The following is a 24,908-nucleotide window of genomic DNA, read 5'->3' as shown; positions in this document are numbered from 1 at the left end:
GCTTTTGTATAGCAAAAAAACCTGCTCCCGGTAATGGGAGCAGGTCAGGCTGTCGAGAAACGCACGTGTTATATAAGAGGAGCCGTCTACCAACCTGTAACGGTTGTGACAGTGGTTATCTGGCCGAAAAAACACTTTGTTATTTTCTAACGGTTGCTAGCGGGCTTATTTGGACATTTTCCGGTAAAAATCGGCCATTGTGCAGTGAATAAGGATGCTCACAACCGCTAGAATTTTAAAAGTCGTTCATTACATGAAATAGCCACGCTGACAACCGTTAGAGGAGAATCAAATGGCAATATCGGTATTGCGTCCAAACAGTCGCTCATGGACGCGGCTCTATGCGGAACATGAAGACTACGCCTCAAGCAATCTGTAAATCACTTTCGCGCTTTCGGCACGGGTTGCATGTCCTTGCGGCTCGAAGCTGCCGCCGTTCTTGCCATCGAGGAGGCCCAGCTCCTTGGCCGCCCCGATCGATGCTGCAGCCCAGCTGCTGATGGCATTCGCATCGGAGAAGCTCTTCAGCTCTTCAGCTTGATCAGCGGTCAGCTTGCCGTGCTTCAACTCATACGCACGCATGAGCATGACGGCCATCTCTTCACGCGTAATCGTGCCGTTCGGCGCGAATGTTGATGCGCTGCGGCCGTTCACGATACCCGCTTCAGCTGCCGCTGCCACGTAAGGCGCGTACCAAGCGCCGGCCGATACGTCTGCGAATGCAGCCGACTTCGTCGCTTTGAGCTCCAGCGCGCGAACAAGCAGTGCGGCGAACTCAGCACGGGTGATGCTGCGGTTTGGCTCGAATCGATCCGCGCTTGCACCGTTCATGATATGCTTCGCCGTTAGTTCACTAATCATCGAAGCTGCCCAGTGTGACGCGGACACATCAGAGAAGTGCTTCGTGAACTCCAGTACAGCGTAGCTGGAGAAGTGAGAAATCCGGACGGTCATTGTGCCGTCAGAATTCAGTTTGCCGCCAACAAACTCAAGTTGACCATTGTCTGCGATATAATAGACGCCGATCAATTTCGTGTTGGCATTGCTGTTCACCTTGAAGGTAAGGGTAAGCGGTTGTACAAACTTACTCAGTACAGCTGTTTCCTTGCCCTTCGCATCTACAACCGCGAGACGGAAATCGTAAATATCCGATGCGACATGCAGCTCTGTTGTGCCTACTTGCTCGGCTTTAGCCACAAGTGCTTGCTTAGCCTGCTCGCTTAGCGGCTGCACATGGAGTGAAATTTGGCTACTGCTTCCGGTCGCACTGTCGCCTTGCTTGACCAGCTCGTTCAACACGTCAGTCGGAACACCGACTTTAACGTCGCCTTGGTTCACTTCCAGTGATTTGTTGCCAAGAAGCTCTGCCGTATTCACAGGCAGAAGCAGCTGGCTCTTCCCTTCCGTATTGATTGTTACTTTGTCGCCCGTTGCTTTGCCGATTACTTCTTTCAATTGTGCTTCTGTACGTCTATCTGTACCTTTATCTGTTTCGCTAACGGTTCCTCCGGAAGTAGCTGACGGAGGCGGCGAAAGATCGCCTTCTCTTGTAATCGTCAGCTCAAGCGTCTTCGTCGCTTGGCTCGCACGTCCTGCATCGGTATACCACGGAAGTGCCAGCGTTTCCGCACTTGGCTCAATATGCAGCGTGAAGTGGTTAACTCCCACAGCAAGCGGCAATTTTTCGACAAGTACATCACCTGTTGCATTCATGTCCGATGCATCAATTGGCTTACCGTTAATGGTGAAGGTTACACCATAAGGTACGTTTGCTTTTAGCGCAAATTCTTTCTCGGACGTTGTAAATGCAATGTCATCGCCGTACGAGATACGCGGCATGGTCACGATCATCGGCATATCCACCCAGCGAAGCACGTAATCGTCCACAACCATCGTGTTGCCGCCTTGGTTCTTGATCGTCAGCTGCATATTCGTATCCGTCGAGGAGTAAGCGTAGTTGCCGGCATCCTCGGTGTCATTGGCTTTACGAGTATGCGAAGTCAGTGCCTCTGTTGACCATGCCCCGCGTGTATATTTGTATTGAATGGTTTTGCCGGCCATCATCTTGAAGCTGTATTCCACCACGTCGCGCGTCGTTGCGCCGCTCGGTACATTCAGCTTGTTGCCCGATGCATTCCAGCCGTTAAGATCGCCTGCCAAGTAAATATCATCTTGAACCGGCGTGTAGCTTGGAAGATGAACGCGCAGCTTCACATCCACCATGACCAGCTTCGGCGTAACCGACTTCTCGTCGGAATAACCGCGATTATAGGCGCTATCTACTGCTGCCACTTTGTACGTGTACGCCGTATCATTGCTGACCGTAAAGTCCACATACGATGTAGCTGTGTTGTCCACAACTGCAATGCGCATAAATTCCGTGTCCGCTTTCTTGCGATAAACCTCATAATGATGCGCCGCTTCCTCAGACGCTGCCGCAGTCCAGGTCAATTGAACACGGTTCGACTCTGTCATAATATCAGCGAGCACAGGCGCTTCCGGTGCCGTCGTGTCGCTGCTGTCTGCGTGTACATCAACGCTCTGCTGCTCGGACTCCGTGAATGTATCCCCGTTGTCGCTGGAGACTTTCGCGAAGTAATAGTAAGCACCCGCCTCGATCGGCTCAAACGCTGCCCAATATACTTTCTTCCCGTCTTGCGTGTCCTGCTTATAACGCAGCTTGGTTTCTACCGCATCGGATTGGCTTGAACCTTTCTTGTAATAAGCAAGGCGTGCAATCAGATTCGGCGCTTCGCTGCCTGCATAAGCTGCGTTATCGGTAAGTCCCGGAATGTCGATGGCGACTTGGATTTCGGAGGTCTTGTGACCCGCGCCGAGCGTAACCGCATCCGATTGCTTCGTAATCGTTACCCCGTTCACTGCAAAAGAAGGCGTCGCCGATGCATACTCGCTCAGCAGACTCTCACCACTGCCCGTAACTGCAGTCACGGTGTAGTAGTACTTCTTCCCGTTCTCCACGTTCACATCTGTCCATGTGTTGCCTTCTGCTTGGCCGGCCAATTGCAGCTCAGCACCTTCGATTGCCGCACGGTACACGTTGTAGCCCGTTGCACCTTGTGCAGCATCCCATGTCAGCGCAACCTCGCCGTTACCGCCGACCGCTGCAACATTCTGCACCTGCGGCACGGTAACAAGCGCGGTCGTGGAGGTCATCATCAGACCACTCATCGCTTTCACTGTAAGCGAGATGGTACCGCCTGTGACCGTACCTTCAATTTCACTGCCCAACTGATCTGCTAATGTGATGCCTTCAGGGAGGAACCCTGCAACATTGGCTTCAAACGTAACATCAGTCGTGCCGCGATTCACTACAACAAGACCTGCTTGACTGTCCGTTTTGCGCGCATAGGCAATTACATCGCCTTGGTTGTACGCCGTCTTCAGCTCACCTGTGCGGAATACTTCATTATCCTCACGGATGTTCGCTGCTTTCTGATACGTATCAAATAAATTCGCGTACTTGCCTACTCCTGCATACTCACCATCGGAACCCGAAACGCGCTCCCACGGGAATGTGCGGCGGGAATCCGGATCCTTCGTACCCGTCAAACCAACCTCATCACCATAGTTGATCGTAGGCGCACCCGGATAACCCAATTGGAAAATCGCGGTAAGCGCCTGCATCTTGAGGGCTTTATCCGATGCATCAGGCGCAATCGCCAAATGTTCCTCTTCCCACTCCGGTTTATCATACTTCGTAATGGAACGAATCGTATCATGGGAATCCACGAGGTTCAGCATGACTTGCCACGCTTCTGCCGGATAATCCTCACGAATGGACTCCAGCGCATCATTTAACTGTGCCGCATTGCCGCTGATAATGAAGCTTTGCAGCGCACCGCGGAAACGGTAATTCATAACGGAGTCAAACTGATCGCCAAGCAGGAAGCGAGTGGCAACGCCCCACTCTTCGCCCAGAATGATCGGTTCCGGAATCGTATTGCCATTGCTGTCCACGCGGCCGGCTGTCGATTTCACCGCTTTGCGGAATTGCTGCCATGTACCTGAGGATACATCCGGCGCAACGTCAAGTCGCCAGCCGTTCGCACCCATCCACTCCCAGCGCTGCGAGTTCGCATTTTGCATCAAGGCATCTGCGTCTTCGTCCGTCTTGCCGCTTAGGTCATGACCGATGACGAGGTCGCGATAGCCCTGCACGTTCCACTCATGGTTGCCCGAGAGTGCATCATTGTCGCCATCCGCCGCTTGCGGTGCATCGACAACAGGCAGGGAATCGTAGCCCCACCAGCCTTCATATTTGTAGTGGCCGTCTACTTGCTCATTCGAAACGGTAAACCAAGTGGTAAAGTCAAAATCATTCGGATAGGCATAATGCTCCCCTGTAGCTGGGTTGATCTGTGCCGTGAACGCATCGATTGTCTGCTGCTTCGCAGCTTCTAACGTTACGTCATCCTTATTCACTTTGTCGTACACTTTCGCCCAGAACTCATAAGCGCCAATCTCCGGATATTTCTCATAACGGTCAAAATAAATCGAGTCATCGCCGACATGGTTAAACACGCCGTCCACGATCAGCTTGATGCCCATCTCGCTTGCTTTCTTCGTGAAAGCAGTGAAAACACGGTCGGAAGCAATGCGCGTTGCTTCATAATCGAGTCCGGAAACCGGGTTGCCCGGTGTATTGTAGACCGGCTCACCGAACATCGGATCCAGATGCTTATAATCCGTCGCGTCATATTTGTGGTTCGAAGCCGCCCAAGCGACGGGGTTGAAGTAGATGACGTTGACGCCAATAGACTTCAAATAGTCGAGTTTCTGTGATGCACCTGCAATGTCGCCGCCATAGAACTCATTCGTCCATAGACCATCTGATTCAGCCTCCGGGAAATACGGCTGCTGCTCAGGTGTTGTACGATCCGGATTCTCGGGTACGTCATTCCAAGAGCCCCACACTTGATCCGATGCAGGATCATTCGATACGCCGCCATCAAAATATTGCAGCTTATGACCGTTCTTCTCCGTCAATTCCTCACCTGGGAGGGCTGCCCCGCCACGATACCCATCGACGATCTTAGCGCGGTTGTTGGAAGAATCCCCATCCAAGAAACGATCCGGGAAGATTTGATAGACGACCGCATTCTTCATCCAATCCGGCGTCTTGAAATCTTTGTCATACACAGTCAAATCGTATGGAAGAACGCCTTCATCCGCAGAAGCACCGCTGCCGCCGCGTGATCCATCGTCCCCGTATTCCACTTTCGCAGGGCCGTCGATCAGAATGAATTTGTAGCCCCAAACACCGATCCCTTGGAACGCAGAAGCAGGAATGGTTACCTCCCAATAATCCTTCTCGTCAAAAGAAGTCGCTTTGCGCATATCGAATGCCGAAGCCAGCCCTTGCGGGTTGCTCAACTCGACGCGCACCACTTGTGCGTCGCCAGCTTCCGTTGCGATGCGGAGTGTTACCGCCTCGCTGCCTTCTTTGATCGCGCCGAAAGGTTTCTTGTACGTAACCGAACGGGAGTCAAATACCAGCTTATCGCGGTGAATCATGCCGTCGAATTGGCTGTCCGCCGGTTTATAGTCCGTCGTGATCGTGCGATCCGCGAGAACGGTGGTGAACGTCACGTCCGCAGGATCCAGTGTTTGCAGCACGAAGTTTCCGCCGCCTGCACCGTAGTTGTTCGCATCCCAGTTATTGCCTTGCACGACTTTCATTTCGTAGCGTGCGGCCGGAAGCGTGCGTTGAAGCTTATAAGCCGATCCGTCGAAATTATAATCTATGAATAGCTGCCGCGCTTGATCCGGTGCCCATTCGGATTCGCCGAATACAGCTTGAATGCTGCCAACAAGCCGCGGCCATTCCGTGGAACTAAGGGCAGGTGTATACTGCTGTGCACCGGCTACGTTTGGCAGGTTGATCCGCACTTGACCCAGCTCGTCATTAAGATAGAAATTGACCTTCGTCTGCTCCGTCAGTGTAAATTCGATATTATTGCCGCCATTGGAATAGCCGTCCCAAGTACCTTGGTGCACGACTTTAAAGGCGTATGAGCCTGCGTCCAGCACAGTGGAGTACGCGTAAAACTCACCAACGAGATGCTTCATCTGCGTCACGGCGGAATCGTTACTCCAGCCTTGGAAGGAGCCGACTACAACCCACTTGTGGTTGCCGCCAGGCTGCTCTGCGAAGGTATCCGCTTGAATCGCACCTTCTCCTGCGGCGTCTGCATTTGCTTGCTGTGGAAAGAAGCCTACAATCTGTACAACCATAAGCATGGATAGAAGAAGTGCCCACATGCGAGTTTGGCTTTTGCCTATCATGGTTATCATTCCTTTGCCTCCCTAAGTTAAAATGACTGACGATGCTGTGCCTCTTGAGCTGAGTAGATGAAAACATGAAATTTCGCGCAAACGTTTGCGCAAATACCCATAAAATCCCCTTTCCGCCGATAAAAAAGAGCTATCCCCATGAAGAGGAGATAGCCGGGGTTGTTCCGCTTCGATTATCGAAGACCGGAAAGCATTGCCCTTAAATTAGCGATAATCAGCGTAGTTCATTGCCTTCATCTTAGTATGAAAACGCTTTATAGTCAATGATATCCATTAAGGAAAATCATTGGCGATATTCGCGGCATGCTTCTTTTCATGCAGTAGTACGCGCAATCGTTTGCGCTTTCCATTATTTTCTGTGAGTATTGCTGCATATGACTTCCTTATCACTCTGCAGTTTCGTGCTGCGTTGGATACACAATAAAGTGCCGATAATCATGTTAAAATTTCATGAACTGTGTTGTATATTTATACATGATATCATATAATTATCCGTAACAAGGATATGAGGGAGGATCATAAATGTCACTCGTAGTACGCAATGTAGAGTTTGAGGACGTGAACGGCCTAGCAGCCTTAATGCATAATTATATCGTGGGCTTCTATAAGAAGGCATGGCCCGGAGATCGCGTTGTTCGTCAATTGATTCAAACGCTGCTCGAGAAACAAGAGGGCATTCAATTCGTAGCGCTGAAGGATGGAGAAACGGTCGGCTTCGCCACGCTCTATTTTACATATAGCACCATGAAAGCCGAACGGATCACCGTCATGAACGACCTCTATGTTATGGAGCCCTATAGAGATACACAGGTGGAGTCGCAGCTGTTCCTCGCCTGTCAGCGTTATACTCATGATCTCGGCTATGCTCGCATGTCGTGGATTACCGCTAAGGATAACACCAGAGCGCAGTGCTTCTTTGACAAAATGGGCGGTGTGCAAGATGAATGGGTCAACTATTCGATTGGATAACGCGCTCATATCGTTAAAAAAGCCGCACCCCTTAACCGGGATGCGGCTTTCTTGATTCTATAGGGAGACGAAGGCACCGCCGGCGTCTGCCGACTTCTGCTCTGCTTCGATAATATCCAGTGTGCGCGCTGCGCTCTCCGGCGTGCATACTGTAATTGGCTTATCGTTTGCCAACGAATCGATGAAGGAGCGAATTTCGAAATAGTACCCCATATCATCGGACAGCTCAGCTACGAAGCTTGGCTCTTCGTTTGGATTAACCTTCACCTTATTATCCGCGAAGATGAGGTTCCCGCCTTCGAAGTTCAGACGGTAGTTCATTTCAAAGCCGAAATCGCCGCGAAGCGTCCAATCCGCTTGAGCATTCAATACGAGACCACTGTCGTATACATAATGCGTCGATACGATATCATAGGCGCTGCCCGGAATGACATTGCGAGCCATTGTCGAAACCTTATCCGGCACACCAAACAGCCAGTGTACCATATCTGTATCATGAATGTGCATGTCCAGCAGACAGCCGCCGCTCTTGCTGCCATCAAGGAACCATTCAGCCGGCAGACCTGAGCCGCGGAAGAACGAACCGCCAAGCGGCTTGCCGTAACGTCCATCTTCGATACATGCTTTGGCATATTCATAGGCCGGCCAGAAACGCAGACATTGACCGATCATCAGTTTCTTGCCTGTACGTTCCGCAGTTGCTACCATTCGCCAAGCATCCTCAGCGGTGCGAGCAATCGGCTTCTCACACATCACGTGGTAGCCTTTCTCCAGCATCATACAAGTGATATCTGCATGAAGCCCTGTAGGCAGCGTGATATCGATCATATCCAGATCTTCATTGGCGATCATTTCTTCAATATTGGTATACAGATTGAACGGATCGAGATTGTACAGCTCTTGATTGGTCGCAATATTACCGATTGCCTTGCCGTCCTTCAATTCCTCGATGCGCACATCGCAAATGGCCTTCAATTGAACCGGCGCGCCTTCCGCCATAAGCCGAGTATAGTTGTCAAAATGCATACGTCCCATAAAACCAAAGCCGATCAGACCTACCTTAATCATGCTGCTTCCTCCTTTTAGTTGTTGCCTCGTCCCAGGATGGCATCCATCGCGCGGGATGTGTTGTAAATGATTTGCTCACCATGATGCGTGTATCCGGGAATCATCTCTGCGATGACATAGTTGTTATAGTCGATGGCGCGAAGAGCCTCTACTACTGCAGGATAGTTCACATCGCCGGCAAGCAGATCAACAAACCCGTGCAATCCGCCCGCTTGTCTGCGGTAGTCTTTGAAATGCACTTTTTTGATCCGGTTGCCCAGAATCCGTACCCATTGCTCTGGATATCCGTTAGCCACGACATTGCCCACATCAAAGTAGGAGCCGACATAATCGGAGTTAACCGTGTCAATGAACGTCCGCAGCTCGAGTGGGGAAAGCAAGAACTTGTTCCACACGTTCTCGATGCCGATTGAAACCCCCGCTGCCTTCGCATCTGTAGACAACGTGCTGATACATTCAAGCGCGCGCTCATAAGCACGCTCGTAATCCACTACTTCACTGTCCGGTATGAAATCAACGCCTACTGCGCCTGGAATAACCAAGATTGTATCGACGCCAAAAGATGCCGCAAGCTCCAATTGCTTGCGAGTAATATCCATTGCTTTCGTGCGGTTAGCCGCCGATTCGCTTGTCATGGAGTAGGACCAGTAGAGACCTGTAGCAAGACCGCAAATTTCAAGATCAGACTGCTCCAACTGAGACTTGATATCGCGTACCTCTTGCTCTGTAGCTTCCAGACTAAGCTCGCCTGTTTCGTTCAAGGACAGCTCGATTCCTTCGAATCCAGCGTCTTTGGCAATGCGTATCGATTCGGCAATCGTCGTCCCTTGTGGAAAAGACCAAATGTTAACTCCCTTTTTCATCAGGCTTGCCTCCTAAGTGATTTGTATTTTTCCTGTTTATTGCGTGAAGCTGATCATTTATAATGAAACTGCCAACAATAATCAAAGTATAGTAGAAATGACGAGAAAAATATTTAGCGGAAACAGATATAATTTGAACTTTTCCGAGATCATATCCGCTGATGAAGAGTGAGGTTCGTTCAGATGGAGCAGCTGCATGCAGAAGATCGTCATCAACTTGCTTACGCCCATTTTCGCGAGTGGTCGCCAAGCATCCATTATGCCAAATATCAGAGCCTTCCCCCCGGAAAGCTGCCAAGACGAAGGCTCTACGACTATGAAATTCTATATGTCAGCCAAGGCGAAGCCGCGACGACGATTGGGGAAACGCGCTACGAATGGAAAGCCGGACAGCTCATCTACCTGCCAGCGGGGCTGTTCCATCAGAATGAGATCGTCTCTCAGCCAAACGCCCAATTTCTCGGCATCCACTTCGACTATTTCGATGAACTGGAGGTGGGCTCTGACGAGGATATGGTTGTGAATGAGGCGCATCCTCCGGCGGAGAAGTTTTGCCGCGAGGCAACGAATGAGACCTTCCCGCCACTGTCGGAGCAAATTATCTATACCCCCTCCCTGCTCTGCGTGCAGCTCATGGAGCAGTTAGTCGAGGAGTTCACTACGCGTCCTCCCGGGTACGAACTGGCTTGCAAGGCGCTGATGCTGAACATTTTGTCGCAGCTGCAGCGTTCCAGATCCACGCTCCATCAGCGTGCTGCCGATACGGTTCACGGCCAGCGTCTGTTGTCGCTCATGAAGCAGATGGAATCATCGCTATCTGAGGCGTGGAGCAACAAACGATTAGCCGATCTGCTGCTCATGAATGAGGATCACGCTGCGAAGCTGTTCAAACAGGTCGCCGGACAGCCGCCCGGCGAATTCCTGCGCTCCATCCGGCACCGTGAAGCTCGCAGACTGCTCCGCGAAACCGACTTGTCCGTCGAAGAAGTCGGCGAACGCACGGGCTGCCCCGACATCCACTACTTCAGCCGCCAATTCCGCAAGCAGGAAGGGCTGTCGCCGAGCATGTACCGCAAACTCTCGCGGGTACTGTAGGGGGAAGTCGGTCTTCAAACTAGCCGAGCTGGATCTTGAGATGCTGAGAGAACGAAAGTCGAACGCTCATCGCCGAAGCCACATCGAAAAATGACTGAGAGTCGAGAAATCGGCCTCTCGTGGCCAAACTAACTGTTGTGTGCTGGCGTTGGTGGTGGTGCTGGTATTGGTATTGGTGCGGGATGATGCTAGTACGGTGCTGGTGTTAGTACGGAGCTCAAAGACCACCGGGCGTCGGAACGCTAACGAACCATGCAGGCCTTATTCGGGCGAAATGAGCCCCCATTTTATTCTAACGAATCGTGGTGGCCTTATTTTAGTGAATTGAGTCTACAATGAGCATTTTCAACCCAAATAAGGCCTGTAGGGTTCGTTAGAATTTCAACCCCCTCGATTTGGCTGAAATAAGACCTCTGTGGTTCGTTAGAGCTTCGGCGGACCGGGGCGGCAGCCACGAACAAAAAAGCTGCCCCACAACCCGCGAAAGCGCGCCTGTGGGACAGCCTTGATTCCAACTATGAACCGTTGGCACCGCCGGTGCCTTCGGGATTATTCTTCGTACCTTTGCTCGTATACGGCTTCGGCGCGCTCTTCTTCCGGTTCTCGGCAGCCTGCCAGCGATTCCAGCCTTTCTTGCCTGTACCGCGGCCTGTACCGCCGCCTTTACTCTTCGCCATGACTAGCCTACCTTCTCGAAAGCGAAGCCCAAGTGCTCTCAAGCCACTTATCGAAATCTGCTTCTTTATCGCCTTCATAGATATCGTACACGTCGGATCTCATCTTCTGCAGCTTCTCTTTGAACTCTTCGTAGGTGTGGCCATCCGGCAAGCTCTTCTTGATCCGCACCAGAATCTTGTTCAAGCCTTTGACCAGCTCGCCTGTCTTGCGTGCCGGCAATTGCACATCTTCGCCAAGCTCCTTCAGCACACGATGAGCTGCAGCCTGCACTTGATGCGTCATATCGCTTTGCGCAATCCGTTTCAGCAACAAAGTAGCCTGCTCGCCGCCCAATTGTCCAAGCTCCTCTACAGCACGAAGACGTTCACGCCAGTTCGATGTACGACCAGCAGCCTTCTTCAACTCTTCATAACTAACGGGTTGTTCTACTACTTCTTCTTCTGTATGTTCCAATTTCGATCAAGCTCCCTCGATTAACTATTCTATACACGCTACTAGAATGATTCAGGAAAGTCAATGTTTGGCTTGTTCGTATAGCCGGATTGCTTCGCATTCATGCGATATTGGCTGGGCGTTAAGCCATACGCCTTCTTGAATTGGGTGAAGAAATGGCTCCGGCTCGCGAACCCCGATTTATCCATAATATCCGTGATCGTATCTGTGGACGTCGCAACCAGCTGGCTAGCGTACGCGAGCCTCACATTATTAATGAAGTCCGACACCGACACAAGCCTATGCTTCTTAAATAGTTTGCCCAGATATGGCGGTGACAGATCAACTTCATCCGCAATGTAATCCAGCGACAGCGCCGGATTCGCCAGCTCACGGTGCACAATCTGATTCACCATGTCGAGCAGCTTCAAATACTTATTGTCTTTCTTCGCTTCGAGCTCCTGTGCCAAACGATCAAACAGTGCGGAGAAGTCGGCCATGATCTGCTCTATCGTTTCCATTTTCTGAAGTTTCATGAGATAGGCGTTGAAATGAAAATCCACCTTCATCGCATGATTGGTCTCCAGCACCTCAATGGCATGACGAATGAGCAGCAGGATCCGGATAAACATAGAGCTCAGCGCCGAATAGCTGTATGCCGAAGCGTCCTTCAGCATGGCCGACAACGCATCCTTCGCCTCCCCAAATTGCCCCTGGATGAGTGCCTCCTTCAATTCATCATCCTTCTCCTGCGACGATTTGAAGTCATCCGTTCTGACCGTGATGTGCTCGCTGAAAATCATACTTTCATGACCGTAAATCAGTCGGTAATAAGACAAGTCGAGCGTCTTCAAATAATGAAAATTCAGCTGGGAGAGCGTTTCGAACGGCTCGCTGAACGTTACGGATACGGCAAGGCGCAAATACTGCTTCGTATGCTGCTGTATCTGCTGCATCCATTCCACAAGCGTCAGCTGCTCGGAAGGTGCACTAAGCGAATCCGCATTGAGCAGCAGCATGACCTGATCCTCTTCAAGTTCCAAGCATTCATGAGCGGCCTTCTGCTGCATCAGCTCAGTAACAATATTGACGATGCCAAACTTTAATAAACTCCGGTCTCCCCTGCTGTATGTCGCGCAGAAGTCCGAGAAGTGATCGATTTTGAACAGCACGATGAGAAAAGCCGCGGAAGGATCAAGAGAAATATCGTATTTGAGAAATTGCCGCCTTAATTCGTCCGCAGACAATGGCCCCTTGGAATGCATGATTTTGCGCAGAAACTGCTGCTTCCGATCATAGGACTCCCCCCGCTTCTCCATCTCCAGCTGGTTATATTTCTGAATGACGAGTGACATGGGCACCATCAGTCTTCGCGAGAAATAGAAGGTGAGCAGGATGCTGCCGACGATGAACAAGACGACGAACAGATACGTCTTCTGCTTCATTCGTTCCACATCTTTGACAATGTCGTGATAGGGCGTAATGCTGACCAGATTCCAATCGAAGGCATCCGTGCTCGTATAGGTAATAAACGAATCGACGCCATCCACATTCATGCGGAAGTTACCAGCCTGCACCTTAGAAGCGTTGATCCGCCGGATATAAGGCTTGTCCGACAAATCTGCAAGCAGAGGATGTGCCTGATCTGCCGATAGCAGCATGCCCGTACTGTCGGTCACGAAGATGCGGCTGCCGCCGGCATCGTTCTGAGAATGAATGCTTTGACGCAGCCACTCTTCCGATATGTTCAGGATGATCGCTTCATTCACTTTGCCGCTCGCGACCTGGGAATCAAAGAACAAATACGAATAGACGTACATATCCTTGACAGCGCCTGTAGCGATGCCGGACATGATATTCGGAATTTTGCGCAGCACGATACTGTGTGAGGGGTGGTTCTTTATGTCATCGAGAATCGGGAAGATGCCTTGATCATCAAATGTGGTGCGGTCATAGATAAATTGTTCTCGGGGGACGGCATAGATTTGCTCACCGTTGTAGATGTAGATGGATTGAAGGAACGGATAAATATTTTTGTACGATTGCAGTTTGATCTGGTACTTCACATAGTCATCGGAATCAATATCCGAGTATAGCAAGTCCGTAATAATGTCATCAAAGAAAGCCGTTGTCGACACCGATCTGGCGGTCTGTTCAAGTGCGCTTACATTTCGGCTCGTATATTGAAGGTCCGCGAGCTGCTCGCGATAAACCTGTTTCAATGCGAAATTCTCGAAATTTCGGCTCAATAAGGAGGATTGAACGAAGAGCAGAAGTACAGTGCTGACCAGGAAGGGAAGCAGAATCGTCAGAAAGAGCTGAAACGGGTTCTTCAGAACGAATTTCTTGAACATTATGCATGCAACTCCTCTACTTCCAAGACTATCACACAACCCGAAAATGATTCAATTTGTTACCGTTTCCCTTCAAAAGCCTGTTTTCAGAACAAAAAGTGATTTTGAGAACTGCTCCATTCGTTCGAAAGTGAACTGAATTGGCATTTAAGAAATTGTCAGCTCCCTGTCTGATCAACTATGATCAAGTCAGTCGTTGAGAACGTTTACATTCTTACCTAAAGGAGGTCTGGCTACATTGAACAAAATTCCGTTCTTGGCTTCATCACGCCATCTAAAGAAGAATCTGCAGCTGGCGCTGCTTGCACTGCCCGCCTTTCTAGTGATCTTCGTTTTCTCGTACCTTCCCATGGGCGGGATCTTCATTGCTTTCAAAAATATCAACTATACCGATGGCATTCTGCACAGTCCGTGGGTCGGGATTGATAACATCAAGTTCTTCTTTACCTCCAGCGACGCTTGGATGGTCGTCAGAAACACGCTTCTATATAATAGCATCTTTATCGTTGTAGGCACGTTCTTATCTGTCGTATTCGCGATTCTGCTCAATGAAGTCGTAAGCCGCAGATGGGTCAAAGCCTACCAGACGGTCTTCTTCTTCCCTTACTTCTTCTCCTGGATCATCGTAGCCTACATGGCTTACTCCTTCATCGGGCCGTATGGCGTGCTTACTACGTTAACCGAGAAACTGGGTTTTGATGCATTCGACTTCTACTCCACCACGTGGGTTTGGCCCATCATGTTAACCCTCATTAATATCTGGAAAGGGCTTGGCTATGTCAGCATTATTTTCTACGCAGGCATTCTGGGCATTTCGCAGGAATACTTCGAGGCAGCTGAGATCGACGGCGCTTCCAAACTCCAGATTATTCGAAACATTACCATTCCGCTCATCATGCCGCTCATCACGATTATGACCCTGCTTTCCATCGGCAAAATCTTTTACTCGGATTTCGGCTTATTCTTCTTCGTCCCAAGAGAAGTCGGACAACTGTTCCCGGTCACCCAAGTTATCGATACGTATGTGTTTCGGATGCTCAAAGTTTCAGGTGATATCGGCATGTCATCAGCGGTCGGGTTATTCCAATCCGTGATGGGTTTTATCGTTGTACTGGGAAGCAACTATGTCGTGAAGAAAATCGATGATGACAATAAATTATTTTAGAAGACGTCTGGAGATGAGCCTATGCCACAGAAGAAAAGGAAGATTTCGCAGCTTATTATCCATTTAATCTTTATTCTCTTTAGTCTATGTTGTATCCTGCCGCTCGTCTCGATCTTGTCCATCTCCTTAAGTAATGAAGTGGACATCATCAAGCACGGATACAGCTTAATTCCGCGCATGTTTGATTTGAAAGCTTACACGTATGTCCTCTACCGCCCCATTCAGCTTCTTGGCGCGTTCAAAGTATCCATCATGGTCAGCTTCATCGGTACTTTTCTCGCCGTGCTGTTCATGGCCGGCATCTCTTACACACTCTCTCGCGAAGACTTCAAATACAAGAATAGCCTCAGCTTCTATGTCTTCTTCACGCTGCTGTTTAACGGCGGCTTAGTGCCCACTTACATCTTGATCAGCAATTACCTGCATCTAAAAAATACGATCTGGGTGCTCATCCTTCCATACTTGGCCGTACCTTGGTTCATTCTGCTGCTGCGCTCCTTTATGCAGAAGATCCCTTTCAACATCATTGAATCCTGTATGATCGATGGAGCAAGCGAGTTCCGGATCTTCTTCCAAATCGTCATCCCGCTAGCCAAACCTGGTTTAGCTACAGTCTCCTTATTCACCATGTTGCTTTACTGGAACGATTGGTGGCTCAGTTTGCTCTACATCGAGAATGAACACCTTGTTCCGCTTCAATATATGCTTTACCGCATGATGAACAACATTGCCTATCTCACCAGCTCGACCAACATGATGCCGGCTAGTATGAAGAATGCCGAGCTCCCTTCCGAATCCGCGCGGATGGCGATGGCGATCTTGGCAGCAGGACCGATGCTGGCTGTCTTCCCGTTCTTCCAGAAATATTTTGTGAAAGGACTTACTGTCGGCGCAGTGAAGGGATAGCTTAAACATGGATCTTTGATCCAATTTAAGATAGCAATGCCAATATAAAAAAGGGAGGATTCACAATGCAACGAGCAAGAGCATTCCGATTGTCCAAGTTAGGCCTTCTATGTACGATTGTGCTTCTTGTATTCAGTATGCTGGCTGTAGCGTGCGGCAACAACTCCACTAACAATGGAGAAAAAAACACAAGCACGAACAACACTAGCAAGTCCGACAATACAGCAAAGAATGATACTTCAAACGCTGCTGCCACAGACAACACAGCTGCTACAGATACGAATACAACGGCAGATCTGCCTGAAGTTAAGCTTACCTGGTATTTCCCCGGAAACTTCCCGCAACCTCAACAAGATAAGATTTTTGCTGAAGTCAATAAAGTGATCAAAGAGAAAATCAATGCTACCGTTGATTTCAAAGCGATCCCGTTTGGTGACTTTGATCAAAAAATGCAAGTGGTTATTGCCTCCGGCGAGCCTTACGACATTACGTTCACGGCCGGCTGGATCAACAACTATACGCAGAACGTAGCCAAAGGCGCATTCCTCCCGCTCGATGACCTGCTTGCCAAATACGCACCGACAACGTTAGCCTCTATGCCCGCTTCCTTCTGGGATGCAACGAAAATTAAAGGACAAATCTACGGCTTCGTCAATCAACAAATTTCCGCAAGAACACCGTCAGTTACGGCTCCAACAGCATTAATCGAAAAATATGGATTAGATATGAATGCCATTAGCGGTAAAATTAACGAAAACAGCTTAGACCTGCTCTTACCATTCATTCAAGCTGTTCAAAAAGATAATCCTCAGAAATACCCGGTTATCGGGATTGACCCCGATTTCTTCAACATGGAGGCTATCGTCGGCTTCAATGTACCCGGCGTCGTGAAGTTTGGCGATAACTCCCTAACGGTTATCAATCAATTCGAATCCGATGCCTATAAGAAATTCGCAGCGACGCTTAGAGATTGGAATGCGAAAGGCATTCTACACTCCAAAGAACGAATTTCCAAGAAAACCGATGATTGGACAGACGGCAAAGCAGGCAAATGGGTGCTGAACATCGGCGGCGCATTCAAGCCGGGCGGCGCTAACCTTGCCTCCGCGCTTGGCGGAGAGCCCTACCAAGAAGTTCCTGCCGGTACTGCGCATTTGACTACTGGCGGTATCACGGCAACGATGCAGGCAATCAACCGGAATTCGAAAAATCCGGAAAGATCGATGATGCTGCTTGAATTGCTCAACACGGACAAAGATTTGTATAACCTCTTGAACTTCGGTATTAAAGGCGAGCAATTCGATTTCGATGCTGACGGTCTCATGATTCCCGGACCTACGCAAGCCGACTACAACCCGCAAGTGCCTTGGATGTTCGCATCCAACTTCTTGGCTAATGTAGAGAAAGGCATGCCTGCAGATGTTTGGGAGCAAACGAAGAAAGTAAACGCAGAAGCTGAACCTTCCTTGCTGCTGGGCTTTACGTTCGATGCCGAGCCTGTAAAAGGTGAAATCGCGAAAGCATCTGCCGTGAATGACGAGTATTCCCGTGCGATCAGCTTGGGCGTTACTTCCGAGGAGAAATACAACGAGTTCGTGGCGAAAATGAAAGATGCCGGCGCGGAAAAAATTATCGCGGAAATGCAGAAGCAAATCGATGCTTGGAAAGCAGCGAAATAATGATGTAAAGAAAAGAAGTCGTGCAGCTCGCTGCACGACTTCTTTTCTTTGTAGGGAATGTCGCGGCTAATCCTGCAGCAAGAACCGATACCCGATACCCGGCTCCGTCTCAATGAATACCGGTCTCGTCGGATCCTCCTCCAGCTTCTTGCGCAAATGGCCAATGTAAATGCGCAGATAATGGCTGTCTGATTCATGGTGATGGCCGCCCCAAACCTGCTGCAGCAATTGGCGCTGCGTGATGACCTTGCCCGCACTCGAGGCTAATACTTTAAGCAGGTCGTACTCCGTAGGCGTCAGCTTCACTCGATTGCCGTCCAGCTCAACGATCCGCTGCGCCAAATCAATCATAAGCCGACCGAACTGAAGAACAGGTTCATCGGCAGATTTGGCTGCATGACGAAGCGCAACGCGTATTCTCGCGAGCAGCTCCCCCATGCCAAAGGGCTTGGTGACATAATCGTCCGCTCCGCTGTCGAGCGCCGCAATCTTATCGTCTTCTCGGTCCTTGGCCGTCAATACGATGACCGGTATCCGCGTCCACTCTCGGACTCGGCGCAGCACTTCCATTCCGGATATATCGGGCAAGCCAAGATCGAGCACGATAAGGTCGGGATGGGAAATACTCGCTTGATAGACGCCTTCTTCTCCCGTTGCTGCGGTATGAATGTCAAAGTGATGGGCTTGCAGCGTTACTTTCAGCAGCTTACAGATCTGGGGCTCATCATCGATGATTAGAATGCGTGCACCGCTTGTTGTTGTCATAACTATTCACTGTTCCCCTTCGGCAATAATTCATCTAGAAAGCTCTGATCGCCTACAGGCAGAGCTATTTGGATAACAGCACCTTTGGGAAGATTAGGCTCAGCAGTAATAAAACCCCCATGCGCTTCTATAATTCCTTTACAAATCGCAAGTCCAAGACCTGTTCCTGGCACATGCTTGGTCGAGCTGCCACGGTAAAATTTATCGAAGATCCGCTCAAAGTCCGCATCGGCAATGCCCAAACCGGCATCAGCTACCCTAATGATAACATGCGTTTCATCCTGCCTAACAGAAATCACGATGGTGCTCTCATCCGGTGAATACTTGATTGCATTGCTGACCACGTTAACCAGCACTTGCTCCAGCAGCACCTCATCGCCAAGCACAATTGGAACACGCTCCGGCAGGCTCACCCGTATTTCGCGATTGCGCTGAAAGTCCTTCACCTGGGATAAGACTACTCCGATAATGTCTTCGACATCGCACCAGTTCTTACGCAGCCGGAGCATGCCGCTCTCTAATTGAACCATGCCAAGCAGGTTCGTGACGAGCCGATTCATGCGCAAAGCGCCGTCTCTAATCGTCGCAAGCAATTCGAGGCGATCCTCGGAAGAGAACATCCGATCACCTTCAATAAGTCCCGTTGCCGACCCGATGATCGTGGCGAGTGGTGTCCGTAACTCATGGGATACGGAGTCCAGCAGCGCTGTTCGGAGGCGCTCGGATTCAGCCGTCAAATGGGCAAGCTTGGCCTCTTCGCCTAGCTTCACCCTTGCAATCGCACTCGCTGCAAGTCCGGCAAAGGCTTCCAGGAGCCTCTTATTCTCCATGGATAGAGCAGTCGTCGAATTCCCATTACTCGCAAGATTCATGGCGATTACGCCGTACACCCGCTCCTCCGTTAGCAGCGGCACATACAAGCCGGGAAATTCTCTTAGCGTGCCTGAACCTCGGCCGGCCATCTCCCCGTGCGCATATACCCATTTGGCGATCGCCGTCTCCGATTCTCCTTTGCCCCAGTCCCCGCTTGCGGAAGACGCGGCTAATGTGAGCTCATCCCGACTGTCCGGCATATATAGCGCCACCTGCGAGTTAATGGTAGTCGATACTTGGCGGCACACGTTCTCAAGCAAGGATTGAAGGTCCGCAATGGCCGTCATTTGCTGACTTAGGGTGTAGAGTGATGCCGTGTGGGCCTCTCTTTGTTTTGCCAGTAATAGCTGCTGTTTGAGTCTTGCTGCCAGACTGGCTGTTAAAGCTGCAACGGCAAGGTAGACCACAAAGGAGAAGAGATAGCGCAAATCCTCTACCGTAAAGCTGAGAAAAGGCGGGACAAAGAAGAAGTCAAAGGCAATCACACCTAATGCCGCAGAATAAAATGATGGTCCAAGTCCCCAATATACAGCACTGAACAACACGGGAAATAAATAGATAAGGGCGATGTTAACCATATCGAAGGCCAGCTCAAACGCATGGAGGGCGATGGTTAACAAGGTGACGCATAGGGTAACCCACACATAGGGCTTCATAGAAAAGACTCTAATTCGATAGCTCAGATTCATGTTCATCACATCCTGAAGGAGACTATAGGCCTGAAGTTATTGCGTTTGAGCATCAAAGTCAGCCACAATCAATACATCCATATGCCTGGTAAGCCGAATTAGCTGATTGACGACGGAACCCTTCCACAGTGCTTCCCAGAAGGAAATTTTCGGCTGACCGATGACCAGCTGCGTCGCTTCAACCTCTTCCGCTTTGGAAGCTAAGACAACGGCAATTTGTCTATTCTGATGCTCTTCATGGATAATAAACTTCCCGCCTAATCGCTCCGTCAATTTCTCCAAAGCGGCCAGCCGTTTCTTCAGTTCATCCGTGCAGCTGCCTCCAACCTGTACATAATTGACATACCATGCGGCTTTCAGCCTGTACGCCGTCCGGAACCCGCGCCGAATCAGACGTTCGGCATGCGGCGTACTGTTGACGCAGATAAAGATCACTTCTTTCCTTCTCCACGGACCTCGCAGCGAGCTCTTCCGCTCGAACGATTCCAATCGCTCATCGACATCGTCGGCAATTTCGCGAAGGGCCAGCTCTCGCAGAGCAATCAGGTTACCTGTCTTGAAGAAGTTATTCAGCGCCTGATCGACTTTCGTCATGGCATAAACTTTGCCTTCCCGCATCCGATGCTGGAGCGCTTCCGGAGAAACGTCAATGAGCTGGACCTCATCGGCCAAATGAAGAATACTATCAGGTACCGTTTCCCGGACACGAACCCCTGTAATTTGCTCGACGGCATCATTCAAACTCTCCAGGTGCTGTACATTGACGGTTGAAATGACGGAAATACCGGCATCCAATATGTCCAGCACATCTTCATAGCGCTTCTTGTACTTGCTTCCGGGTACATTCGTATGCGCGAGCTCGTCGACCAGTACAACCTCGGGACATCTTCGGATGATTTCCTCGGTATCCATTTCTTCAAGGGAAACCCCTTGATACACCATACGCTTTCGATCAATGACATTCAAGCTGCCGATTTGCTGGATCGTCTCTGCTCGGTTATGGGTTTCCAGCAGTCCGATCTGCACATCAATGCCTTTCCTCAGATGGTCATTCCCTTCTCGCAGCATCATATACGTTTTACCTACGCCGGGAGCAGCGCCGATGTACACTTTAAACTTGCCGCGTCTGATCTGGTCGATCTTCTCCGCTACTTCCTGCTGACTGAGCCGCTTATACTTCTGCTGCTCCGTGGCAGCCGTCATTTGGGCAGGGAGAACCCGTTCCCCCTCGTTAGCTGTCGAATCGGCAACCAGAAACAGATCGATATTTCTCGTGATCTTCAGAAGCTCACTAATTATCGACCCCTGCCATAATTCCTGCCACCGCGTTTGCTTCGAATGTCCCATCACGATTCGCGTCACATTATGCTGGGTCGCATAGTTCACTAACGTCCTTGGGATGCGCCTGCGTTTCGGAAAAGGCAGCTCTTCAAACTGACCGTCCACTTTCTCTACAAGCTTAATCGTGCTTCTGCGGAAGGTTGCCTCTTCCTTGGATAACGTCTTCTTCAAATTACGAAACGTGATCACCACTAAATCGCCGTTCAGTCGTTTGGCGATTTGCTGCCCTCGCCTAACGTAGATTGATCCGTTCCAGTGGTACTGCGTCGTGACAAGGATGCGCTCCGCTGTGCCGGATGGGCCGATCAGTCCCATTTCTTCACGATGCAACTTCAGGGATTCATTCACATCCTCCGCAACCAGCCGAAGCGCCAGTTCACGCAGTACACCTAAGTTGCCTCGTTTAAACAACGTTGCATCCTTATTGCCTTTCAAATGACCTTCGGCCATTCGACTTAAGACCGTTTCCGGGGTGACGTCAATCAGCCTTACCTCATCGGCCAGTTCAAGCGTATCCGCCGGAACCGTACATGTCGCTTCAATCCCCGTAAGCTTATGCGCGATTTCCGTGTAGCCTTCGAGCTCGTAGACGTTAACGGTTGTGATCACGCTTATCGCATGGGAGAGCAGGAATTTGATATCCTCCAGCCTTGTAGGAAACCGAGCGTCAGGACGATTCCGGTGTGCGAGTCCATCGACGAGAACGACTTCCGGATTTCGTTCTATGAGAGCATCCAGGTTCAAATCTTTGAACTCCGTACCGTCTGTATACCAATGAATACTAGGGACCCGCTCCAGATCACCTACTTGCTCTACCGTCTCGGGTCGCTGCAGCGTCGACACCGCGCAAATCACCACATCAATGCCTTGCTGCTTCAAAGCCTGCCCTTCACGCAGCATATGATAGGTTTTGCCTGAGCCGCTCACCGGACCGATATAGATCTTCAGCGTCCCGCGATGAAGCTTAGAGATGGAGTGCAAGATATCTTCCGGTGTTCTGCGTTTGAAGCTTTCCATTGGCGATTTCCCCCCCTATGTGAAACATCGAATAAACCGAGAAAGCCACCCCCATATGAAATGGAGGCGGCTGCTTAATAATCACTTCACTTGCTTCATTAACTCCATATTGATTGCCGTTAAGTTCACGCGCGGTTCCCCGAAGATACCAAGCTGGCGGCTTGTCGTATTGGCATCCACAAGTTCATTCAGTACCTGCTCCGAAATCCCTGTTTCTTTGCTGATTCGCGGCACTTGAAACTTGGCCGCTTCCGGGGATATATCCGGATCAAACCCGGAGCCTGAGATGGTTACCAGATCGGCCGGGATGTCCGTTAAGCTCGGATTCTCCTGGCGCAAGGCATCGATTCGCTCCTTCATCGCTTGCACATACTCCGGATAAGCGATTGCCATATTGGAGCCTGCTGTGGCAGTCGGATCAAATTTCGCATTTGAGGCTCGCGGGTGAAACCATTTCGGCGATTGGAAGTCCTGGGCGATCAGCTCCGAACCTACAACTTTGCCGTCTACTTTAATTAAACTGCCCTCGGCTTGTTTGGGGAATAGGACCTGGGCAAAACCCGTCGTGACTAAAGGATATAGGAGCCCGCAAAGCAGCATAAGCACTACGGACAGTCGGATCGCGGTCAATGTCATCTTCATATGATTATCTCCTTAAACAAGTTGAAGACCATGAAGCACCAGGTCTATGATTTTGATGCCGATGAAAGGGACGATAATCCCGCCGAGGCCGTAAATCAGAACGTTGCGCGTAAGCAGTGTATCTGCTGTCATCGCACGGTATTTCACGCCTTTCATCGCAATCGGAATGAGCAGCGGAATGATGACGGCGTTAAAGATAAGCGCCGACAGAATCGCCGATTTCGGCGAGGCCAGATGCATGATATTCAGCGATTGCAACTGAGGCATCGCGATGATAAACATAGCCGGGATAATCGCAAAATACTTGGCGATATCATTGGATATCGAGAACGTTGTAAGTGCACCCCGAGTAATGAGCAATTGTTTGCCGATAGAAACGACCGATAACAGCTTCGTCGGATCGGAATCCAAATCGATCATATTGGCCGCTTCCTTGGCAGCCATCGTTCCTGAATTCATGGCCAGACCCACGTCGGCTTGCGCCAGCGCAGGAGCATCATTCGTACCGTCGCCTGTCATCGCAACGAGCTTGCCTTCTTGCTGCTCCTTCTTGATGGCGGCGATTTTATCCTCCGGTTTCGCTTCGGCGATGAAATCATCGACGCCCGCTTCGAGGGCAATCGTAGCTGCTGTGAGCGGATTATCGCCCGTACACATGATCGTCTTGATGCCCATTGCCCGCATTTCTGCAAAACGTTCCTTCAGTCCGGGTTTCACGGTATCCTTCAAGTAAATGACGCCATAGATGCGATTGCCTACAGCCGCAGCGAGCGGAGTGCCTCCGGCTCTGGCAATCCGGTTCGAGACTTCTTCTAAGTCGCTCGGAATGCTGCCGCCGCTCGCGGAAACAAATTTCTTAATGGCATCGACCGCGCCTTTGCGGATCTGTACGCCGCCTGCCAGATCGAGTCCGGACATTCGCGTTTCTGCCGTGAACTCGACGATTTCAGCACTTGCATATTCACTCGCCGTCCAAGATTCGCCAAGCTTGCCGGCAAGCTCTACGATCGAACGACCTTCAGGCGTTTCGTCCTTAACGGAGGCCTGCAACGCGACGAACGTCATTTCCTTGGCGGTGACGCCTTTTACAGGAATGAACTCCGCAGCCATCCGATTCCCGTAGGTGATCGTACCCGTCTTATCCAAGATCAGTGTATCGATATCGCCGGCGGCCTCGACTGCCTTACCGGACATCGCAAGTACATTATATTGCGTTACACGGTCCATACCGGCAATCCCGATAGCGGACAACAGCGCGCCGATCGTTGTCGGTATTAAGCAGACGAGCAGAGCAATTAGAGTGGCGATATCCAGATTGACATTCAGATATTTCGCCATTGGAACCATGGTGATAATAACAATAAGGAAAATAATCGTTAACACGGCGAGCAGAGTCGTTAACGCCAGTTCGTTCGGTGTTTTTTGCCGTTTGGCGCCTTCTACGAGCGATATCATGCGATCTAGGAACGATTCGCCCGGATCTGTCATGACCTTCACAACGATATAGTCTGAGGCTACTCGCGTTCCCCCTGTAACCGAGGAGAAATCGCCTCCGGCTTCCTTGATTACAGGTGCGGATTCACCTGTAATCGCCGATTCATCGATGGATGCCAGACCTTCGATAATTTCACCGTCGGTCGGAATAAGCTCGCCGGCTTCCACACGGACAATGTCGCCTTTCTTCAGCTGTGTGGAAGGAACCTGCTTAAAGGATCCGTCCCGCTGAACAAGCTTCGCCATCGTTTCGGATTTTGTTTTCCGAAGGGTATCCGCCTGCGCCTTGCCTCGGCCTTCCGCTAAGGCTTCAGCGAAATTCCCGAACAATACGGTAAAGAGCAGGATGAAAAACACCGTCACATTATAACCTCTGCCCACAGTATCCGTACCAAACAGGTCCGGCCATATGGATAGCAGCAGCGTAATCACTGTACCTACTTCAACAATAAACATAACCGGGTTCTTCATCATAACGACCGGATTCAGTTTCTTAAAGGCATCAAGTATCGCCTGCGATGCGATTTCCTTCGTTATGGTCTTTCTGCGTGCAGCAGCCATCG

The 24,908-nt window shown here is 50.4% G+C and carries 16 protein-coding genes; 5 read left to right on the top strand and 11 right to left on the bottom strand.

Features of this window, described 5'->3' with window-relative positions:
* Nucleotides 1-357: 357 nt before the first annotated feature.
* Nucleotides 358-6,315: an S-layer homology domain-containing protein gene (locus tag AC0YN4_RS31475; RefSeq protein ID WP_475837605.1), complete on the bottom strand. Its 5,958-nt coding sequence runs from the start codon at nucleotides 6,313-6,315 to the stop codon at nucleotides 358-360.
* A 522-nt stretch (nucleotides 6,316-6,837) separates the two neighbouring features.
* Here AC0YN4_RS31475 and AC0YN4_RS31470 point away from each other — a divergent pair.
* Nucleotides 6,838-7,284, top strand: a complete 447-nt coding sequence (locus AC0YN4_RS31470) for an N-acetyltransferase family protein (protein ID WP_475784752.1) — start codon at nucleotides 6,838-6,840, stop codon at nucleotides 7,282-7,284.
* A 57-nt stretch (nucleotides 7,285-7,341) separates the two neighbouring features.
* Here AC0YN4_RS31470 and AC0YN4_RS31465 read toward each other — a convergent pair whose 3' ends face one another.
* Both AC0YN4_RS31465 and AC0YN4_RS31460 read right to left on the bottom strand, forming a co-directional pair.
* Nucleotides 7,342-8,352, bottom strand: a complete 1,011-nt coding sequence (locus AC0YN4_RS31465; RefSeq protein WP_475784751.1) for a Gfo/Idh/MocA family protein — start codon at nucleotides 8,350-8,352, stop codon at nucleotides 7,342-7,344.
* 14 nt (nucleotides 8,353-8,366) lie between these two features.
* On the bottom strand, nucleotides 8,367-9,215 hold the full coding sequence (locus tag AC0YN4_RS31460) for a sugar phosphate isomerase/epimerase family protein (protein WP_475837604.1): 849 nt from the start codon (nucleotides 9,213-9,215) through the stop codon (nucleotides 8,367-8,369).
* Nucleotides 9,216-9,398: 183 nt separating this feature from the next.
* Here AC0YN4_RS31460 and AC0YN4_RS31455 point away from each other — a divergent pair, with 183 nt between their 5' ends.
* Entirely contained in the window at nucleotides 9,399-10,310 is a 912-nt protein-coding gene (locus AC0YN4_RS31455; RefSeq protein ID WP_475784749.1) for a helix-turn-helix domain-containing protein, read from the top strand.
* Nucleotides 10,311-10,825: 515 nt separating this feature from the next.
* On the opposite strand, the gene AC0YN4_RS31450 is transcribed toward AC0YN4_RS31455, so the two are convergent.
* From AC0YN4_RS31450 to AC0YN4_RS31440, 3 genes are read right to left on the bottom strand one after another with little or no spacing between them, the layout of a single operon-like run.
* Entirely contained in the window at nucleotides 10,826-10,987 is a 162-nt protein-coding gene (locus AC0YN4_RS31450; RefSeq protein WP_475784748.1) for a DUF3934 family protein, read from the bottom strand.
* A gap of 7 nt (nucleotides 10,988-10,994) precedes the next feature.
* Entirely contained in the window at nucleotides 10,995-11,441 is a 447-nt protein-coding gene (locus tag AC0YN4_RS31445) for a HEAT repeat domain-containing protein (RefSeq protein ID WP_475784747.1), read from the bottom strand.
* A gap of 41 nt (nucleotides 11,442-11,482) precedes the next feature.
* Nucleotides 11,483-13,774 (bottom strand): AraC family transcriptional regulator, encoded by a 2,292-nt coding sequence (locus AC0YN4_RS31440; RefSeq protein WP_475837603.1) that lies wholly within the window; start codon nucleotides 13,772-13,774, stop codon nucleotides 11,483-11,485.
* Nucleotides 13,775-14,012: 238 nt separating this feature from the next.
* On the opposite strand from AC0YN4_RS31440, the gene AC0YN4_RS31435 reads away from it, so the two are divergent.
* From AC0YN4_RS31435 to AC0YN4_RS31425, 3 genes are all read left to right on the top strand, one after another.
* The gene (locus AC0YN4_RS31435) at nucleotides 14,013-14,939 is read left to right on the top strand and encodes an ABC transporter permease (RefSeq protein WP_475784745.1); all 927 of its coding nucleotides are present in this window, start codon (nucleotides 14,013-14,015) and stop codon (nucleotides 14,937-14,939) included.
* Nucleotides 14,940-14,960: 21 nt separating this feature from the next.
* The gene (locus AC0YN4_RS31430; protein WP_475784744.1) at nucleotides 14,961-15,845 is read left to right on the top strand and encodes a carbohydrate ABC transporter permease; all 885 of its coding nucleotides are present in this window, start codon (nucleotides 14,961-14,963) and stop codon (nucleotides 15,843-15,845) included.
* A gap of 65 nt (nucleotides 15,846-15,910) precedes the next feature.
* Entirely contained in the window at nucleotides 15,911-17,524 is a 1,614-nt protein-coding gene (locus AC0YN4_RS31425; protein WP_475784743.1) for an ABC transporter substrate-binding protein, read from the top strand.
* Nucleotides 17,525-17,590: 66 nt separating this feature from the next.
* On the opposite strand, the gene AC0YN4_RS31420 is transcribed toward AC0YN4_RS31425, so the two are convergent.
* The 5 genes from AC0YN4_RS31420 to kdpB all read right to left on the bottom strand — a co-directional run bounded on the left by AC0YN4_RS31420 (nucleotide 17,591) and on the right by kdpB (nucleotide 24,906).
* Nucleotides 17,591-18,289 (bottom strand): response regulator, encoded by a 699-nt coding sequence (locus tag AC0YN4_RS31420; protein ID WP_475784742.1) that lies wholly within the window; start codon nucleotides 18,287-18,289, stop codon nucleotides 17,591-17,593.
* 2 nt (nucleotides 18,290-18,291) lie between these two features.
* Nucleotides 18,292-19,818, bottom strand: coding sequence for an ATP-binding protein (locus tag AC0YN4_RS31415; RefSeq protein WP_475837602.1), 1,527 nt, complete (start codon nucleotides 19,816-19,818; stop codon nucleotides 18,292-18,294).
* Between the two features lie 69 nt (nucleotides 19,819-19,887).
* Complete coding sequence (locus tag AC0YN4_RS31410; protein WP_475837601.1) at nucleotides 19,888-22,209, bottom strand: histidine kinase; 2,322 nt, start codon at nucleotides 22,207-22,209, stop codon at nucleotides 19,888-19,890.
* A gap of 81 nt (nucleotides 22,210-22,290) precedes the next feature.
* A complete protein-coding gene (kdpC, locus tag AC0YN4_RS31405) occupies nucleotides 22,291-22,851 on the bottom strand; it encodes a potassium-transporting ATPase subunit KdpC (protein ID WP_475837600.1) in 561 nt (186 codons plus the stop codon).
* 12 nt (nucleotides 22,852-22,863) lie between these two features.
* A complete protein-coding gene (gene kdpB, locus AC0YN4_RS31400) occupies nucleotides 22,864-24,906 on the bottom strand; it encodes a potassium-transporting ATPase subunit KdpB (protein ID WP_475837599.1) in 2,043 nt (680 codons plus the stop codon).
* Between the last annotated feature and the right edge of the window lie 2 nt (nucleotides 24,907-24,908).

Source organism: Paenibacillus sp. J22R3, from assembly GCF_056269305.1.
Note: the sequence above shows the minus strand (reverse complement) of the source record. Positions and strands in the feature narration are given on the sequence as shown.